This window comes from Planktotalea sp. (genome assembly GCF_050633725.1).
In the GTDB taxonomy this organism is placed as follows: domain Bacteria; phylum Pseudomonadota; class Alphaproteobacteria; order Rhodobacterales; family Rhodobacteraceae; genus Planktotalea.
This window is the reverse complement of the sequence record NZ_JBOEHB010000009.1, coordinates 136,339-152,098: the sequence shown is the minus strand read 5'-3', so window position 1 is coordinate 152,098 and position 15,760 is coordinate 136,339. Positions and strand designations below refer to the sequence as shown.

Sequence of the window (15,760 nt, the reverse complement as noted above, 5' to 3'; positions counted from 1 at the left end):
CTATTTGCAAAGCAACACAAGTAAAAGGCGATAGCCATGAGTTTTGAAAAACCCGGTCCCGTTGAGGAAAATTGGCGAGATGCGATCTCTCCTGTGCAAGACATCATTGAAGATGCGCGCAACGGACGTATGTTTATCCTTGTCGATCATGAAGATCGCGAGAATGAGGGTGATTTCGTAATCCCGGCGGATGCCTGTGATCCCAGCGCGATCAATTTCATGGCGACATATGGCCGGGGTTTGATTTGTTTGCCTATGGAAGCGAGCCGCATCGAGCAGCTAGGCTTGCCCATGATGGCGATGCACAACAGTTCGCGTCATGAAACTGCTTTTACCGTATCAATCGAAGCGCGCGAAGGCGTGAGTACTGGGATTTCGGCAGGCGATCGCGCGCTTACGGTCGCGGCTGCCATTGATCCGAACAATGGCCCTGCAGAGATTGCGACGCCGGGGCATGTTTTTCCGCTGCGCGCGCGCAATGGCGGGGTCTTGGTGCGTGCGGGGCACACGGAAGCTGCTGTCGATATTTCACGCTTGGCTGGGCGAAACCCATCGGGCGTAATTTGTGAGATCATGAACGAAGATGGCACCATGGCACGTTTGCCTGAACTGGTTGAGATTGGCAAAAAACATGGGCTAAAAATCGGCACGATAAGCGACTTGATTGCTTATCGTCGTCGTCACGATAATTTGGTGCGCGAAACGAGCGTAGAGAAAATCACCTCAGAATTTGGCGGAGATTGGGAAATGCGCATTTTCACCGATCTTACACATGGGATTGACCATGTGTGCTTGATCAAAGGTGATATCTCTTCCGATGCGCCCGTTCTTGTACGAACCCATGCGCTCAAAGAGGCGCAAGATGTGTTGGGGCTTGGGCCTAAACCGGCGAATGAGTTGCCGCGCGCAATGCAAATCATCGCTGATGAAGGGCGCGGTGTCGTGTGCCTCTTCCGCGAGCCGCGGAAATCACTTAATGACGATGACGACGAAGAAGGCCCACGTATTGTTCGCAATATTGGCCTTGGTGCTCAAATTCTGTCGAGTTTAGGTTTAACGGACATGGAGCTTTTGAGCGACAGCCCGCAAACACGTTACGTTGGCTTGGACGCCTATGGTCTCAACATTGTTGGTACCCGTCCGATCAATGCCCAAAAGACTGCTGAGTAAGGCGAGGAAAAACCATGGCTGGAAGTGAAAAGCATTATGTTCTGCCGCGTGCAGAGTTCGATCGCCCCGTGAAATTGCTGATCGTTGTTTCGCCTTATTACAAAGACATCGCAGACAATATGCTCGCAGGTGCTGTGGCCGAAATCGAAGCGGCGGGCGGGACTTACGAGATAACCGAAGTGCCCGGAGCTTTGGAGATTCCAACGGCTGTGGGAATCGCAGAGCGTCTCAGCAACTTTGATGGGTATGTCGCGCTTGGTTGCGTTATTCGCGGCGAGACAACGCATTACGACACGGTTTGCAACGACAGCTCTCGCGCGCTGCAATTGCTTGGCTTGCAAGGGCTTTGCATTGGCAATGGTATTCTTACGGTCGAAAATCGCACTCAAGCGGAAGTGCGTGCTGATCCCAAGGATCAAAACAAAGGTGGCGGTGCGGCGGCTGCGGCCTTGCATCTTATCGCGCTCGCTCGTAAGTGGGGCGGCCAGCGTAAAGGGGTAGGGTTTAAACCTGCGTCGGATGAATATCAGCTGGCAGGGTTTGGCAAAGGAAAAGACCTCGCATGACTACCGACACACCCCTTTCTGGCAATGCCAAGCGCAAGATGAAATCCGCGTCGCGTTTTTACGCGGTTCAGGCGCTCTATCAAATGGAAGTGTCAGGTCAAACGACGGATTCGGTGATCGTCGAGTTTCTGGATCACCGTTTTGGCGCGATCTATGAAGATATGGAATTTGTAGAAGGCGATGTCGATTTGTTCCGCGCACTTGTCAAAGATGCGGTGAACCACCAAGCGCAAATCGATCAAATGACGGACCGTGCTTTGGTCGCCAAATGGCCGATTGCCCGTATTGATCCAACCCTTCGTGGCCTATTTCGCGCAGCTGGCGCGGAGCTGACCCAGAGCGATACGCCGCCAAAGGTGGTGATCAAGGAATTTGTGGATATTGCCTCTGCATTCTTCCCTGACGGAAAAGAACCGCGCTTTGTAAACGCGGTTCTGGATCACATTGCGCGCGAGGCGCGACCGGATCAGTTTTAGACCACGCGCTTAGTTTATCGTGATAACGCTTACGCGGCCTTTTCCCTGGTCGCGTGTAAAGCGCGCGGTGTTTCCGTCGATCTCGATTTTCTGACAATTGGTGCCAGTTTCTTTGCCGCCGATAACAAGGTTTCGGCAATAGAAACGTTTTTGCCATGCCCAAACGCCGTGGTACTTGCCCTTTTTGTCCAGTTTCCCGTCGGTTTTTCCATTGGCATGGATGACTGCCGTTCCTCCCGGAAAGCTCAGGTTTTTGCCGACAAAGATGGCACGGAAATCGGCCTCTTTGGTGACGCGTTTGAAGTTCTGAGCATACGATGGGGAGGCAACGAACAAGGCGATTGCAGTAGCCGCTAAGACGATATGTTTCATAAATTCCCTTTCAAAATATGTTCAAACAGCCTAGGCGCTTCGCCATTTAAGTCAATGAACTGTTTGTAGCGCTCGATTTGCGGTCTTTGCGCTGTTTTTCTAAGATTCGCCTTGCCTCTGGTCGTCAGAAGCTTACGCTTTGTCACGAGTAAGAAAGTGGGATGGGATTCATGGAAAAGTTGATAAAACACTACATCACGCAGGTGTTGATTGGGTTCATGATTTCTGGCGTTTTCGTGGCTGGCTTGCTCTATTTCAACGTGATGAACCTTTGGTATCTTGTGACTCACTCGGCCGATGGCATTCTTGCAGTCTTCATGCTCTGGCTGTTCAATGGGATCGTGTTCGCAGGCGTTCAGTTCGCAATTTCGATCATGCGAATGAAAGATGACGATGACGATGAACCACGCGGCGGGCATCGTCAGAGGCTCTTGCAGCGTGAGCCCCAGTTGATTCCAATTCGCGTTGAAGCGCGCCCGCGTGATCCGTTCAGCGCCAAGCGCTAATCCCAATCACAAAGGGTGGAAAGTGGCGGAACCGCGCGCAACCGTTCTGGTTTTGATTCCCGAGGACCTGTATGTACAGGTGGGCGCCAGGTAAATGAACCAGGGTCCAGACAGAGCCAGCTCCCAAGGAAATGCTTAAGGCCACTGGAATGCTACCGACAAACAAGAAGGGCAGAAACCGCCGTGGACTAACCTAATGCGTCTGCGGTGGCGCTACAAGGGGCGCAGAAATTTAAGCGCCCTTGATTTTGTTCTCATTTTGTTCATAAATCATCTGCATGAACGATACCAGCATACTTCCAAAGACAGAGCTGATGCCCGGTCAGCTTTTGGCGCGTGGCGTTTCTCGGCATATGGCCAGTCATGGCTTTGTAACGCTTGAGGAATTCGTGCCAAAGCGCGGCCTGCGCGTGGATGTGTTGGCGTTGGGACCCAAGGGCGAGTTGTGGGTGATTGAGTGCAAGTCCAGCATTGCCGACTTTCAAACCGACAAAAAATGGCAGGGCTATTTGGAGTGGTGCGATCGCTATTTTTGGGCGGTCGATTCCGAGTTCCCGACAGAGCTATTGCCAGATGAAACTGGCCTACTTATCGCTGACGCATATGACGCGGAAATCATCCGCATGGCCCCAGAGGACAAGCTCGCGCCTGCGCGGCGCAAGGTGATGATCCAGAAGTTTGCGACAGATGCCGCCCGCAGATTGCAGTCTTATCGCGATCCGCGCAAAAAGATCTGGCTCTAACGGTTTATTTTGCCGCGATATTTCGTGCGCGTGAGGCCGCTGCGCGAATTTCTTCTGCGATTTCTTCGGCTTCCTCTGGATCAAAATCCATCGGAATTTCGATGCCATCGCCTTCGATAAAGATACGAACCATGCCCGCATCTGTTGGGCCGATTTGCATATTCGCTTCGATATCGCGTTCTGTGTTAATGCCCATCGCTGAGATCCTTTGCCGGTTGTCTGTCTCGGCTACTGAAAAACGGCTTGCTCTGCAAGGCGATGTGTCTTTGACTTTGCCAATGAACACGATTGAATTAACGCCATATTGCGCAGGGGATCATGGTTGGCTCGTTGAGGCGCACCAGACCCTTTATGCGCAAGATGAGGGATTTGATGAAACATTTGGCCCGCTCGTTGATCAAATATTGACTGAGTTTGAAAACACGTCTGAAGGTCAAGGGCAAAGAGGTTGGATCGCTCGCAAGGGAAGCAGGCGACTAGGTAGTATCTTTTGTGTCCGATTGGATGAGCAAACCGCAAAGCTTAGGATGTTTTTACTGGTTCCTGAGGCCAGAGGGCAGGGGGTTGGTAGGTTATTGCTCCGTGAATGTATGAGCTATGCGAAGAAGGCAGGCTATGCACGAATGACGCTCTGGACCCATGCGAGCCACATCTCTGCCTGCGCGCTTTACGCAAAATTTGGCTGGTCTTGTGTTTCATCCAAGCCCGTCAAGTCCTTCGGTGTGGATCTGATTGAGCAACAATGGGAAATCGCGTTTTAGTCACGAAAAGAGCCTTGCAATCAAACGAGTCAAAAGCTAAATCCCCGTAGTGTGCCGCCTTAGCTCAGTTGGTTAGAGCACTGGTTTGTGGAACCAGGGGTCCCCCGTTCGAGCCGGGGAGGCGGTACCATTTCCCTACATTTGAAACCTAGTATTTGACACTGCCAGTTTGCGTGCGACGTCGTGTAAGTACGGCCGGGGACTACCCCGCTCTTTGCGCGCATGACGCCGCGTGTTATTGGTTGGGCTATTCTAGGTGCAGGGCACAATATGAGTTCAAGACAATCTAGCCCGACTTTGGATGACGTCGCCAAACTTGCTGGTGTATCCACCGCAACGGTGTCGCGGTGTTTGAATTCACCCGACCTTGTCGTGGAAAAGACCAGAAAGCGGGTCTTGGTCGCTGTTGAAGATCTTGGATACACACCAAACTTTGGCGCACGTGTCATGGCAGCTAAGCGGACGTTCACGATTGGCGCGCTTATTCCGACAATGGAAAATGCTATATTTGCCAGAGGTTTGCAGGCTTTTCAGGAAGAACTAAATGCGCGCGGCTACACGCTTTTGGTATCCAGCACCGGCTACAAGCCGGAGATGGAGAAAGACCAAATTCGAACCTTGGTGGGGCGCGGCGCTGATGGATTGCTGTTGATCGGGTATGAAAGAGATCCAACAATTCACGAATATCTTGAGCGCCAGAACGTCCCGTTCCTTGTGTCTTGGGCCTATTCAGAGGCCGAGAGACATCCATCCGTTGGTTTTGATAACCGCGCTTCAATGCGGTGCATAGCTCAGGAAGTTTTAAACCAAGGGCATACAAAGATCGGGATGATTGCGAGTATCACGGCGGACAATGATCGGGCGTTTCAGCGTGTCGAAGGGGTGAAAGACGTACTTAGGAACGCTGGCCACGACATTTCTTGCCTGGCTATCGAAGAGACCTCGAACGAAATTGAAAGCGGAAAACGCGCTTGCGAAACGCTCCTAACCAGAGCGCCTGAGACCACGGCACTCATCTGCGGAAATGACGTTTTGGCCGTGGGTGCGTTGCTTCGAGCAAAGGAATTGGGGTTACAGGTTCCAGAGGACGTTTCGATTACGGGGTTTGACGATATGGAACTGGCGCAAATCGTATCACCTTCCATAACGACTATGCACGTTCCCCACCGCGAGATGGGGCGCTTGGCTGCGATCAAGCTGACCGCGTTGGTTGAAGAGCGCAAAGAGGGCGAGTCCGTTGAGTTGAAAAGCCACTTGAAGATACGCGAATCTCTAGGTGCGCCGCGTTCCTACCCAAGGCTGAGCCTCTAAAACCGGATGGTATACATGCAGCCTGCACCTGTTGCGAAGGCATCATAACGATCAACTATTCCGCCGAATTGGCTGTCGTAAATCTCTTTGGCAAGTCCGCTTGCGAGCGCCGCAGCGCAGCCTTTGAGTGGGCTGTTTGAGTGGTTTGCGACATAGTTGTATGTCGCGGTGCCTGCGACAAAATGCAGGTCTTTGTCATGTGAGCATCCAGACAGAATCGAACTAGACAAAAAGATTAAGAAAATGGGTCTCATAGGGTGCCTTCGATAGCCAAGTATTGGGCGCAGGAAGGCGAGAGAGGAATGTTGCGACTTCTGCCGCAGGCCTTTTAGGATGCCTAATTCATCTTAGATTTACTTTCGTTAATCAATGAATAGATCGTGAAATGGTTAATGCAAGTAGACTGAAAAAGGCCACGCAAGAACCCTGCGCGGCCTTTAGAAACTGCGAGACGCTTAGTCTATCAGATAATTTCCAGATCGTTGTTTAGACCGTTTACGCCAATGCCGTTGACGTAAAGCTGTTCATCACCGAAATCGAACAAAACACCGTCGAAGTCGCCATCGGTAACATCCGTTGCGAAAGTGCTGAGCACATCCGCGACACTCAAATCACCAGTCCAAAGCGCAGCTTCAAGGCGTAGAGTGTCATTGTTGTTGTCAAAGTCGGTGATCGTGTCACTTCCGTATTCGGCACGGAAGATAAACGTGTCATCCCCAGTGCCGCCCGTCATCACGTCATCGCCAAAGCCGCCGTCAAGCGTGTCTTTACCTTTGCCGCCTTCCAGCAGGTCGTCACCTTTCTGGCCGTATAGCTTGTCGTAGCCTTTGTTGCCCGCCAAGATGTCGTCTTTCTTGCCGCCGTATAGCTTGTCTTTGCCCTTGCCGCCGGAAATTGTATCCTTGCCAAGCCCACCATAGAAAGTGTCGTTGATCGCGTCGCCATTGATCATATCAGCTTCGGTGATCGATACATCGGCAAGGTCGGCGAATTCAATCTCATCTCCCTCTGTCCATCCGTCCTCAAGAACAACACCAAGATAGGTGTCGACGGCGTCAAACGCTAAAAGATCTTCTGGCGTGGAAATATCCAGATCGTCGCCATTCATGTGGAAAACATGGTTCAAACCATCTGGTGTGAAGAAGGATAGGAACTGACCGATATTGTCCGGGTTCCAATGGATTTCACCGATAGAGGCAGGCGCGTTTTGCCCCAATTGAACGCCGTTAATCAAGACATGATAGGGGTTATGGTCCTGCATCTGGATGCTGGGTAGCTCGTTCGGGTCTTCTGGTACGACCAAAATATCGTAAGTAAAGCTTGTGTCATTGTCGCGCAGGACAATATCTAGCTGAGAGCTGCCGACGGCGACGTGATCGTCTTCGCCATCACCGTTAGTGTCTGTCCAGAGTAGTGAAAAACCAGTTAACGTGTACGTTGTCATACCTATATCCCGCTTGAGTTCTCTACCGCATTAAACGGTTAAAGACGGCTGGATCAAATGGAACCGAGTTAAATTTCAACCAATTAGAGAGATGGAGGATTGAGGGCAACATCTTCAACAAAGGCGTCACTGCTCAAGTGTGATCTGCAACCGTTGTTGAAGCTTGCCGCTCAAGCGATTGAATATCAAGATCTCGTCACCTTCGGTGACCACCGCATACCAGCTCTCGCCTAACGTTACGGCTTTTGCCTCTACGCCTTCGGGGAGAACAACCATTTCAGGCAGCAAAGCAGGTTTATCATTCAAGCGGATGACAAGCAGGGCGATGATCAGTACAACGCCGCCAATCATAACCGCTGTCAGAACACTTACCAGACGGCGTAGGAACCGCAATTGGGCGGGTTCTTCAATTTCTTGTTCAGGGGGCAGCATGAGCGCGTCCATTATTACTTTCGCGGTTCAGGAAGATCCTCCGCAGCGTCTTGATAAGGCGCTTTCGCGTGATGTTCCAGAGAGCGCGTCGCTCTCTCGTACTCGTATCGCCAAACTGCTCGAAGCGGGGGCCGTCACGATTGATGGCAGCGTGCAGCGCGATCCGAAGGCAAAGGTCACTGCCGGCGTTCAGGTTGAGATCACGGTGGAAGAGGCGGTTGATAGCCACATACTGCCCGAGGATATACCGCTAGACGTCATTTTCGAGGATGATGATCTGATCGTGGTGAACAAGCCTGCGGGGATGGTTGTGCATCCCGCGCCAGGTACGCCGTCAGGGACTTTGGTGAACGCTTTATTGCATCACTTTGGCGGTGAGCTGTCGGGCGTTGGTGGTTCTAAGCGCCCCGGCATTGTCCATCGGATCGACAAAGAAACCAGCGGATTGCTCGTCGTCGCGAAATCTGACGCGGCCCATCACGGCCTAGCAGCACAATTCGCGGCCCACACTGCAGAGCGTGCCTATTTGGCGGTAACGCAGGGTGTGCCAGAGGCTTCGGATCCTCGTATTCGTGGCGTTCGCGGTGTTAGTTTCGAGACGGGGGGCGTTCTCAAGATAACAACGCAACTCGCGCGGCATAAACATGATCGTCAGCGCCAAGCGGTGCTTTTTGACAACGGGCGTCATGCAGTGACGCGGGCAAAAACTTTGGAACGCTTTGGAAACCCTCAGTGTTTGGCCCTTGTTGAATGCCGCCTTGAAACAGGGCGCACCCATCAAATTCGTGTGCATATGGCCCATGTCGGGCATGGCTTGCTCGGTGATCCGACTTACGGCGGGCGTCGTAAACTGCCTGCAAAAGCACTTAGTGAGGTCGGCTTAGACGCAGCAAAGACATTTGGGCGACAAGCATTGCACGCTGCATTGCTTGGGTTTGAGCATCCGGTGAGCGGAGAAATGTTGCGATTTGAGGCTGATCTGCCTCAAGATATGGCTCAATTGTTACAAAATTTGCGTTCTTAACCCAGCGCACAGCACATGCGCGTGAGCGCGCTGTCATAAAACTGGAAGCCATCGCACGATGGGCCCAAGTATGTAGCAACACGATAGCGTTCTGAGGTGCTTGAAACTCCACATCGGGGTGCTTAACTGAATGTTAATTGAATAAACATAAAGGGGCAGGGACATGGCCAACTACGCAAATTTACCCGCACCAACGCCGGAAGGCGGATTAAACCGCTATATGCAGGAAATCCGCAAGTTTCCTTTGTTGGAAAAAGAAGAAGAGTTCATGCTGGCCAAGCGCTGGGTGGAGAAGCAAGACACCTCTGCAGCGCATAAAATGGTCACATCTCACCTGCGTCTCGCGGCGAAAATCGCCATGGGATATCGCGGCTATGGGTTGCCCCAAGCAGAAGTCATTTCAGAAGCCAACGTTGGCCTGATGCAGGCGGTCAAGCGGTTCGACCCGGACAAGGGTTTCCGTCTTTCGACCTATGCGATGTGGTGGATACGTGCGGCTATTCAGGAATACATCCTTCGTAGCTGGTCTTTGGTGAAGCTCGGAACGACGTCTGCTCAAAAGAAGCTGTTCTTCAATCTGCGTAAAGCAAAGTCGCGTATTGGCGCCTTGGAAGAGGGCGATTTGCGTCCTGAAAACGTAGCGCGCATCGCCCATGACCTTGGCGTGACCGAAACGGAAGTCATTTCGATGAACCGCCGTATGTCGGGTGGGGATGCGTCACTCAATGCTCAGGTCGGTTCTGAAGGCGAAGGAACGATGCAATGGCAGGATTGGCTAGAGGACGAAGACGCTGATCAAGCGGGAGACTATGAGGCGCGGGATGAACTCGAAGCGCGCCGCGAAATGCTGAGCGAGGCGATGGAGGTTCTCAATGATCGTGAGAAGGACATTCTCGTGCAGCGTAGGTTGTCAGACAAGCCGGTCACATTAGAGGAGTTGAGTTCGCAATATGACGTGAGCCGTGAGCGCATCCGTCAAATCGAGGTACGCGCGTTTGAGAAATTACAAGAACGCATGCGCGCGATTGCCAGCGAAAAAGGCATGCTCGAAAGCGCATAGTCGATTTCGCAGTGACAATAAAAAGGCCGCGTCTCTATCTGAGGCGCGGCCTATTTTGTTTAGGAGTAAGTTTCGCTAATTATTTCGCAGCTGCGTTCTTGTTTGCTGGCTTTGACGCCGCTGCTTTCTTGTCTTTGCTTTTGGGTGCGCCGCTGTTTGAATCGATGAATTCAAGAACCAATGGGCGGATGTTGTTGCGCCAGCTGCTGCCAGCAAAGATGCCGTAGTGACCTGCACCTGGCTCAAGGTGATTGGCTTTCTTCGAATCTGGAAGACCTGTGCAAAGATCTAGCGCAGCGACACACTGGCCGGGGGCAGAAATATCGTCCTTTTCGCCTTCCACGGTTTTCACCGCAACAGTTGTGATCGCTCCAATATCGACTTTGTGGCCATCAACAACGAATTCGTTCTTAGCGATTTCACCATTCTTAAAGATGCGCTCAACGGTGGAGAGGTAGAATTCCGCGGGCATGTCCATAACGGCGAGATATTCATCATAAAAGCGGTTGTGCGCATCATGATCAGAGGCTTCGCCTTTGCTTGCGCGAACGATCTGATCGCTAAACGCTTGGGAGTGGCGTTCTTGGTTCATCGACATGAATGAGGTAAGCTGCAACAGGCCCGGGTAAACCATGCGGCCTACGCCTTTGAATTTAAATCCGACCTGTTGGATCGCGGTTTCTGCCAATTGGCTCATTGTAACGCGGTTGCCGAAATCGGTAACATCTGTTGGCGTTGCATCTGGATCAATCGGACCACCGATAAGCGTCAACGATCGAGGTTGCGCGTCGGGGTCTTGCTCTGCCAAATACGCAGTCGCTGCGAGCGTGAGAGGCGCGGGCTGGCAGACCGCAATAACATGCGTGTCGGGGCCAAGTTCACGCATGAAATCAACCAGATACAACGTGTAGTCTTCGATATCGAATTTGCCTTCGGACACAGGAATGTCGCGCGCGTTGTGCCAGTCCGTGATGTAGACTTCTGCATCGCTTACAAGCGATTTAACAGTTGAGCGCAGCAGCGTTGCGTAGTGGCCAGACATAGGTGCCACCAGCAGGATCTGGCGTTTTTTGGTTTCGCGGCCCTGAACTTCAAAATGGATAAGATCGCCAAACGGGCGCTCGACGACTGTCTTTACATTGATCAGGTGATCGCGGCCATCTTCGCACGTAAAGCTATCCAGGCCCCAATCTGGTTTCGCAACCATGCGCTCAAAGCTGCGTTCGGTCACTTCGCCCCAAGCGCCAAGCCACTGAAGCGCAGGGTTTGGTACAAGCGAAAACATAGGATATGCCGCCAAGGATTTAGCTGTCGCACCAAGCCACTGATTGGTGTTCCGCATAGACTCCATCAAGTCATAGGTCGCCATGTATTTCATCGGTTATCCTTACCAGTTCGAGCCATCTATTCGGGCGGTTCAAATCGTCGCTTTGCCCCTAGGTAAATGCGAGGCTATAGTAAATCGTATTACGATGCACGGCGAAATGCTGCGCAGCAGCGAAGATAGGGTGGAATTCTTAAGATGACAACAAACGACAATGCCGCAGGCTCGAATTCTCAACTGATGGAAGAAAATTTAGCGAAAATCGAAGCATTGTCAGAACGCTTGATAAAGGTTGTCTCGGGAAAACCAGCTGCGAATCCGGCCATTAGCGCACCGAATCAGGAGTTGTTCGCAAACGCAGTATCTTCCTATTGGAAGGCTATGATGGATAACCCTGCCAAAGTGTTTGAGCACCAAACGGCTTTTTGGGGGAAGTCGGTAAAGCACTATGTTGAAGCGCAGCAGGTGCTCGCCAAAGGAAAGCTCGAAGCGCCAGCGGACTCGTTTACCAAGGACCGGCGTTTTTCAAATCCTCTTTGGAATACGAACCCATACTTTAACTATGTGAAACAGCAATATTTGATCAATGCTGAAGCGATTTCTCAGGCTGTTGAAGACGTTGAAGATCTGGAGCCGATTGAAAAGACGCGGCTGCGCTATTTCTCTCAACAGATCATTGATATGATGGCACCGACCAACTTTTTAGGCACTAACCCTGATGCGTTGGAAAAAGCAGTGGCTACCGAAGGGCAAAGTTTGCTCGATGGTCTGGAAAACCTGGTTTCCGATCTTGAAGCGAATGAAGGCGAGTTGATTGTAAAGCTGGCAGATGAAAAAGCCTTCCAGCTTGGCGAGAACATCGCGACAACGCCGGGAAAAGTTATTTATCGCAACGATATGATTGAGCTTATCCAGTATGCGCCAACGACGGATACTGTACACGAAACGCCAATTATAATGTTTCCACCATGGATCAACAAATTCTACATTCTTGACCTGAAAAAGCAAAACAGTCTGATCAAGTGGATCACAGAGCAAGGGTACACGTTGTTCGTCGTCTCTTGGATTAACCCGGATGCGAGCTACGCTGATGTGGGACTAGAGCGCTATATAGAAGACGGGTATTTGGCGTCTATTCGCGAAGTCAAAGAGATCACCAATCAAAAGCAGGTGAACTGTATTGGCTATTGCATTGCTGGCACGACCCTAAGCCTGACGCTCTCTTTGTTAAAGAAGCGCGGTGACAAGAGCATCAAGTCCGCAACATTCTTTACAGCGCTTACCGATTTCTCTGATCAGGGCGAATTTACTCCGTTCTTACAAAACGACTTCATCGATGGAATTGAAGATGAGGTGAACAAAAAGGGCTATCTGCAATCCTACATCATGGCGCGCACGTTTAGCTTTTTGCGTTCCAACGATCTGGTCTACACGCCTGCCATCAAGAGCTACATGATGGGAGAAGCGCCTCCTGCATTTGATTTGCTGTTTTGGAACGGTGACGGTGCAAACTTGCCGGGTAAAATGGCCGTTCAGTATTTGCGCGGCCTGTGCCAGCGAAACGAGTTTGCAGAAGGCGGTTTTGAATTGATGGGCGAAACGCTCAATCTGAAAGATGTTGATGTTCCGCTTTGCTCTATTGCCTGTGAGACAGATCATATCGCGGCTTGGAAAAACTGCTATCGCGGAGTGCAGCAAATGGGGAGCCGTTCCAAAACGTTTATTGTGACGCAATCGGGGCATATCGCTGGAATTGTAAATCCTCCAAGCCGCGATAAATACGGACACTATACCAATGAAGACCTAAGCCTCGATCCCGAGAAGTGGTTGGAGGAAGCTGAATTCACAAATGGGTCATGGTGGCCGCGCTGGGAATCATGGTTGAAAAAGCGCTCTGGCAAGCAAGTTCCTGCAAGAAACCCAGGAGATTCCACCCACCCAGAGTTGTGTGATGCGCCGGGTACTTATGTGAAACTCAATGCAAGGGGTTGATTTTAATCTATAAAAGCAATGTGCTGCACTGCAGCAAAAAATTCCTTGCTTTGCTGCAGTGCAGCACCTATATATTCTCTTGTCGAAGACAGCGGGGCTGGCCCGCGAGATAGGCAAAAGGATTATCACAATGGCTAAAACACAAGATTTCTCCGCGATCATGAAAGACATGATGGGCGCATTCCCAGTTGACACAACTGCAATGGACAACGCGTTCAAAACAACAGCAACACTGAACGAGAAGCTCGCTGCAGTTTCCGTTACAGCTGCTGAAAAATCTGCAGAGCTTTCTGCAGCTTGGACAAAAGACGTATTGGCGAAATTCGCTGACTTCGCGAAAGCGAAAGCAGAGCCAGCAGACTACGCAAAAGCGCTTTCCGACATCGCAACAGCATCAGCTGAAGCGGCTTCCGAAAATGTTGCTTCTTTCGCAGAGATCGCGAAAAAAGTTCAGATGGACACAGCCGAGTTGCTGATGGCTGCTGGCAAAGACGCATCTGAAGAAGCACAAGCTGCTGTTCAGAAAGCAACATCTGAAGCAACAGCTGCTGTACAAAAAGCGACATCCGAAGCAACAGCTTCTGTGAAAAAAGCTGCTGCAAAGTAAGCTTCGCTTAAGCGAACAAGAACATTTGCACTGACTCCTCCCAAACTAGTGCTAAATGACGGGGCTGATCTTCGGATCGGCCCCTTTCTTTATGGCTTCCCATTTCTTTTGCACTCGCATAGGGTTTTCTGCACTGCTGCATATTGGGAAGGACCGTAAAGTGACCGACGCAAAGACACCCTTGCTAATCAAGCGCTACGCGAGCCGTCGGCTGTATAATACGGAGACAAGCGATTACGTTACGCTTGAGGATATCTCTGGCTTCATCAGCGAGGGTCGTGATGTGAAGATCATCGACCTTAAGACAGGCGATGATCTAACTCGTCAGTATCTCTTGCAAATCGTTGCCGAGCGCGAAAGCAAAGGCGAAAGCGTTTTGCCCGTCGCCGTTTTAACCGACCTTGTGCGCAGCTACACCAGCCAAGCGAGCAGTGTTGTACCGCAGTTTTTATCAATGTCCTTTGAGATGCTGCGTGAAAGCCAAAACACAGTTGTGGATAACATGGCCAAGGCCAATCCCATGGCTCAAATGCCGGGAATGGAAGCGTTTCGCTCTCAGCAAGAGGCGTTCTTCAAAGCGATGACAGGTGGCACATGGGCACAGCCAACCGCAGCATCTGAGCCAGAGCCAGAGGTTAATGAGCCAAAAGAAGATCTGGACGCGATCAAGTCTCAGCTTGCTGACCTTCAGGACAAGCTCTCTAAATTAGGGAAATAACCTGTTCGCTATGAACGAACAGGCATCACGGATTTTGCGGCGTCGATCAAGATTTGGGTAATTTTCTCTACGTCTTCGCGAGTAAGGCGCGCAGGCAAACGCACGTCACATGCACGCATCAGCATCTTGCGCGTTTGTGGTAGTTCAGGAACGTCGCCGAGGAACTGCCAGTTCCAAAACGCGCGCGCATTGTCTTTTGACAACCCAAATATCTGAACAGGCATCCCCAGTTCCGCAGCAGCTTTGGAAAAGCTTGCAACCTGTTCGTCGCTCATATCGACAAGGTTGAATTGAAGAGAATCCGGTGCGCGTAATTCGGGTTCAAGCTTTTCGGGAACTTCAAACCATGGCTGAGCATTCAAAAGGGCAGCAGCATGATCATGGTTGGCGCGACCATTCTCTACACGTCTTGAGATTTCGCCAATCTGAGGGCGCACAACTGCGGCAGACAAGTTGCTCATTCGAAGATTATAAAGAGGCAGCTTGTTTTGCCACTTTGCAAATGCATCCTTGAGAACGGTGTGTTTGTTCCAGTTATGCTCGTATGCGCCCGACATAATGACGGCCTGCGCGATCAAGTCAGGATCGTCCGAAACCAATATCCCGCCTTCGCCACCATTGAGCAATTTGTAAGACTGAAACGAAAAACATCCGATCTTGCCAAGCGTTCCGATGTTCTTGCCGTGCCAAGTTGTCCCAAGCGAGTGGGCTGCATCCTCAATAACGGGTACGTTTTTTGCATCGCAAAGCTGAAGAATTGCATCCATGTCAGAGGTGTGGCCTCGCATGTGACTGATAATCACTGCGCCAATTGTATCATCCAATTGGGATGCAAAGTCTTCCATATCAATGCGATAGTTGTCACCCACTTCGCAAAGGACGGGTATGCAATCTGCGTGAACGATGGAAGAAGGCACCGCTGCAAAGGTAAACGCGGGAATCAAAACTTTTGAATCGCGTGGTAAACCCAGTGCTTTGAGTGACAAAAACAGAGCGGCTGAACAGCTTGAAACGGCGAGTGCGTATTTGCTGCCGAGCATCTCTGCAAACTCGCTTTCCAGCAGTGTTACAGGCGCGTCTTGAGCCGCCGTATATCGAAACAAGTCACCTGTTTGTAAAAGGCGGTCAATTTCCTCACGCGCCGCATCTGGAATCGCTTCGGCATGGTAGACATTTGGGATGCTTGACGCTGGCATGATCTCTTCCTCGAAAGTTTGCTTGCTCATACTGCATGGCGCGCGAAAACAAAATGTG

General features: G+C 51.2%; 19 protein-coding genes and 1 tRNA gene. 13 read left to right on the top strand and 7 right to left on the bottom strand.

Annotated elements, in window-relative coordinates; genetic code table 11:
* Window positions 1–36: 36 nt before the first annotated feature.
* The 3 genes from ribB to nusB are packed head-to-tail and all read left to right on the top strand — an operon-like array spanning window position 37 to window position 2,212.
* Window positions 37–1,170: a 3,4-dihydroxy-2-butanone-4-phosphate synthase gene (gene ribB / locus ACRBCU_RS09800; protein ID WP_431365203.1), complete on the top strand. Its 1,134-nt coding sequence runs from the start codon at window positions 37–39 to the stop codon at window positions 1,168–1,170.
* A gap of 14 nt (window positions 1,171–1,184) precedes the next feature.
* Complete coding sequence (locus ACRBCU_RS09795; protein WP_431365202.1) at window positions 1,185–1,736, top strand: 6,7-dimethyl-8-ribityllumazine synthase; 552 nt, start codon at window positions 1,185–1,187, stop codon at window positions 1,734–1,736.
* On the top strand, window positions 1,733–2,212 hold the full coding sequence (gene nusB / locus ACRBCU_RS09790; protein WP_431365201.1) for a transcription antitermination factor NusB: 480 nt from the start codon (window positions 1,733–1,735) through the stop codon (window positions 2,210–2,212). Before ACRBCU_RS09795 ends, nusB begins: the two co-directional genes overlap by 4 nt.
* Window positions 2,213–2,221: 9 nt before the next feature.
* Here the strand turns inward: nusB and ACRBCU_RS09785 are convergent, their stop codons facing one another.
* A complete protein-coding gene (locus tag ACRBCU_RS09785; protein WP_431365200.1) occupies window positions 2,222–2,584 on the bottom strand; it encodes a hypothetical protein in 363 nt (120 codons plus the stop codon).
* A 170-nt stretch (window positions 2,585–2,754) separates the two neighbouring features.
* Between ACRBCU_RS09785 and ACRBCU_RS09780 the strand changes: the two genes are divergently transcribed.
* Together ACRBCU_RS09780 and ACRBCU_RS09775 are read left to right on the top strand one after the other, a co-directional pair.
* The gene (locus tag ACRBCU_RS09780; RefSeq protein ID WP_431365199.1) at window positions 2,755–3,090 is read left to right on the top strand and encodes a hypothetical protein; all 336 of its coding nucleotides are present in this window, start codon (window positions 2,755–2,757) and stop codon (window positions 3,088–3,090) included.
* A gap of 278 nt (window positions 3,091–3,368) precedes the next feature.
* The gene (locus ACRBCU_RS09775) at window positions 3,369–3,833 is read left to right on the top strand and encodes an MmcB family DNA repair protein (protein ID WP_431365198.1); all 465 of its coding nucleotides are present in this window, start codon (window positions 3,369–3,371) and stop codon (window positions 3,831–3,833) included.
* Window positions 3,834–3,837: 4 nt separating this feature from the next.
* On the opposite strand, the gene ACRBCU_RS09770 is transcribed toward ACRBCU_RS09775, so the two are convergent.
* A complete protein-coding gene (locus ACRBCU_RS09770; RefSeq protein ID WP_431365197.1) occupies window positions 3,838–4,029 on the bottom strand; it encodes a DUF6324 family protein in 192 nt (63 codons plus the stop codon).
* A gap of 82 nt (window positions 4,030–4,111) precedes the next feature.
* Here ACRBCU_RS09770 and ACRBCU_RS09765 point away from each other — a divergent pair, with 82 nt between their 5' ends.
* From ACRBCU_RS09765 to ACRBCU_RS09755, 3 genes are all read left to right on the top strand, one after another.
* Window positions 4,112–4,594, top strand: coding sequence for a GNAT family N-acetyltransferase (locus ACRBCU_RS09765; RefSeq protein WP_431365196.1), 483 nt, complete (start codon window positions 4,112–4,114; stop codon window positions 4,592–4,594).
* A gap of 53 nt (window positions 4,595–4,647) precedes the next feature.
* A tRNA-His gene (locus ACRBCU_RS09760) sits at window positions 4,648–4,724 on the top strand.
* A gap of 140 nt (window positions 4,725–4,864) precedes the next feature.
* On the top strand, window positions 4,865–5,905 hold the full coding sequence (locus ACRBCU_RS09755; protein WP_431365195.1) for a LacI family DNA-binding transcriptional regulator: 1,041 nt from the start codon (window positions 4,865–4,867) through the stop codon (window positions 5,903–5,905).
* On the opposite strand, the gene ACRBCU_RS09750 is transcribed toward ACRBCU_RS09755, so the two are convergent.
* From ACRBCU_RS09750 to ACRBCU_RS09740, 3 genes are all read right to left on the bottom strand, one after another.
* Entirely contained in the window at window positions 5,902–6,159 is a 258-nt protein-coding gene (locus tag ACRBCU_RS09750; protein ID WP_431365194.1) for a hypothetical protein, read from the bottom strand. The genes ACRBCU_RS09755 and ACRBCU_RS09750 overlap by 4 nt on opposite strands.
* A 209-nt stretch (window positions 6,160–6,368) precedes the next feature.
* Entirely contained in the window at window positions 6,369–7,349 is a 981-nt protein-coding gene (locus tag ACRBCU_RS09745) for a calcium-binding protein (protein ID WP_431365193.1), read from the bottom strand.
* Between the two features lie 126 nt (window positions 7,350–7,475).
* Window positions 7,476–7,781 carry a DUF6476 family protein gene (locus tag ACRBCU_RS09740; RefSeq protein WP_431365192.1) on the bottom strand — a complete coding sequence of 102 codons (306 nt, stop codon included), beginning with the start codon at window positions 7,779–7,781 and terminating at the stop codon, window positions 7,476–7,478.
* On the opposite strand from ACRBCU_RS09740, the gene ACRBCU_RS09735 reads away from it, so the two are divergent.
* Both ACRBCU_RS09735 and rpoH read left to right on the top strand, forming a co-directional pair.
* The gene (locus ACRBCU_RS09735; RefSeq protein WP_431365191.1) at window positions 7,780–8,805 is read left to right on the top strand and encodes an RluA family pseudouridine synthase; all 1,026 of its coding nucleotides are present in this window, start codon (window positions 7,780–7,782) and stop codon (window positions 8,803–8,805) included. The genes ACRBCU_RS09740 and ACRBCU_RS09735 overlap by 2 nt on opposite strands.
* A 163-nt stretch (window positions 8,806–8,968) precedes the next feature.
* Window positions 8,969–9,865, top strand: coding sequence for an RNA polymerase sigma factor RpoH (gene rpoH, locus ACRBCU_RS09730; RefSeq protein WP_431365190.1), 897 nt, complete (start codon window positions 8,969–8,971; stop codon window positions 9,863–9,865).
* A 79-nt stretch (window positions 9,866–9,944) separates the two neighbouring features.
* On the opposite strand, the gene phaZ is transcribed toward rpoH, so the two are convergent.
* The gene (gene phaZ, locus ACRBCU_RS09725; RefSeq protein WP_431365189.1) at window positions 9,945–11,243 is read right to left on the bottom strand and encodes a polyhydroxyalkanoate depolymerase; all 1,299 of its coding nucleotides are present in this window, start codon (window positions 11,241–11,243) and stop codon (window positions 9,945–9,947) included.
* Window positions 11,244–11,387: 144 nt separating this feature from the next.
* Here phaZ and phaC point away from each other — a divergent pair, with 144 nt between their 5' ends.
* From phaC to phaR, 3 genes are all read left to right on the top strand, one after another.
* Complete coding sequence (gene phaC, locus ACRBCU_RS09720) at window positions 11,388–13,181, top strand: class I poly(R)-hydroxyalkanoic acid synthase (RefSeq protein ID WP_431365188.1); 1,794 nt, start codon at window positions 11,388–11,390, stop codon at window positions 13,179–13,181.
* Window positions 13,182–13,311: 130 nt separating this feature from the next.
* Window positions 13,312–13,788: a phasin, PhaP gene (locus tag ACRBCU_RS09715; protein WP_431365187.1), complete on the top strand. Its 477-nt coding sequence runs from the start codon at window positions 13,312–13,314 to the stop codon at window positions 13,786–13,788.
* A 160-nt stretch (window positions 13,789–13,948) separates the two neighbouring features.
* A complete protein-coding gene (gene phaR, locus ACRBCU_RS09710) occupies window positions 13,949–14,506 on the top strand; it encodes a polyhydroxyalkanoate synthesis repressor PhaR (RefSeq protein ID WP_431365186.1) in 558 nt (185 codons plus the stop codon).
* An 8-nt stretch (window positions 14,507–14,514) separates the two neighbouring features.
* Here phaR and ACRBCU_RS09705 read toward each other — a convergent pair whose 3' ends face one another.
* Window positions 14,515–15,702 (bottom strand): DegT/DnrJ/EryC1/StrS family aminotransferase, encoded by a 1,188-nt coding sequence (locus ACRBCU_RS09705; protein WP_431365185.1) that lies wholly within the window; start codon window positions 15,700–15,702, stop codon window positions 14,515–14,517.
* Window positions 15,703–15,760 lie beyond the last annotated feature (58 nt).

What these genes read in the sequence shown, in the direction of transcription:
- ACRBCU_RS09775 (WP_431365198.1), top strand. Translation starts at nt 3,369, where the DNA reads ATGAACGATACCAGCATACTTCCAAAGACAGAGCTGATGCCCGGTCAG.
- ribB (WP_431365203.1), top strand. Translation starts at nt 37, where the DNA reads ATGAGTTTTGAAAAACCCGGTCCCGTTGAGGAAAATTGGCGAGATGCG.
- ACRBCU_RS09705 (WP_431365185.1), bottom strand. Translation starts at nt 15,702, where the DNA reads ATGCCAGCGTCAAGCATCCCAAATGTCTACCATGCCGAAGCGATTCCA.
- ACRBCU_RS09770 (WP_431365197.1), bottom strand. Translation starts at nt 4,029, where the DNA reads ATGGGCATTAACACAGAACGCGATATCGAAGCGAATATGCAAATCGGC.
- ACRBCU_RS09745 (WP_431365193.1), bottom strand. Translation starts at nt 7,349, where the DNA reads ATGACAACGTACACGTTAACTGGTTTTTCACTACTCTGGACAGACACT.
- ACRBCU_RS09795 (WP_431365202.1), top strand. Translation starts at nt 1,185, where the DNA reads ATGGCTGGAAGTGAAAAGCATTATGTTCTGCCGCGTGCAGAGTTCGAT.
- ACRBCU_RS09740 (WP_431365192.1), bottom strand. Translation starts at nt 7,781, where the DNA reads ATGCTGCCCCCTGAACAAGAAATTGAAGAACCCGCCCAATTGCGGTTC.
- ACRBCU_RS09735 (WP_431365191.1), top strand. Translation starts at nt 7,780, where the DNA reads ATGAGCGCGTCCATTATTACTTTCGCGGTTCAGGAAGATCCTCCGCAG.
- ACRBCU_RS09780 (WP_431365199.1), top strand. Translation starts at nt 2,755, where the DNA reads ATGGAAAAGTTGATAAAACACTACATCACGCAGGTGTTGATTGGGTTC.
- nusB (WP_431365201.1), top strand. Translation starts at nt 1,733, where the DNA reads ATGACTACCGACACACCCCTTTCTGGCAATGCCAAGCGCAAGATGAAA.
- ACRBCU_RS09755 (WP_431365195.1), top strand. Translation starts at nt 4,865, where the DNA reads ATGAGTTCAAGACAATCTAGCCCGACTTTGGATGACGTCGCCAAACTT.
- rpoH (WP_431365190.1), top strand. Translation starts at nt 8,969, where the DNA reads ATGGCCAACTACGCAAATTTACCCGCACCAACGCCGGAAGGCGGATTA.
- ACRBCU_RS09750 (WP_431365194.1), bottom strand. Translation starts at nt 6,159, where the DNA reads ATGAGACCCATTTTCTTAATCTTTTTGTCTAGTTCGATTCTGTCTGGA.
- phaC (WP_431365188.1), top strand. Translation starts at nt 11,388, where the DNA reads ATGACAACAAACGACAATGCCGCAGGCTCGAATTCTCAACTGATGGAA.
- ACRBCU_RS09765 (WP_431365196.1), top strand. Translation starts at nt 4,112, where the DNA reads ATGAACACGATTGAATTAACGCCATATTGCGCAGGGGATCATGGTTGG.
- phaZ (WP_431365189.1), bottom strand. Translation starts at nt 11,243, where the DNA reads ATGAAATACATGGCGACCTATGACTTGATGGAGTCTATGCGGAACACC.
- ACRBCU_RS09785 (WP_431365200.1), bottom strand. Translation starts at nt 2,584, where the DNA reads ATGAAACATATCGTCTTAGCGGCTACTGCAATCGCCTTGTTCGTTGCC.
- ACRBCU_RS09715 (WP_431365187.1), top strand. Translation starts at nt 13,312, where the DNA reads ATGGCTAAAACACAAGATTTCTCCGCGATCATGAAAGACATGATGGGC.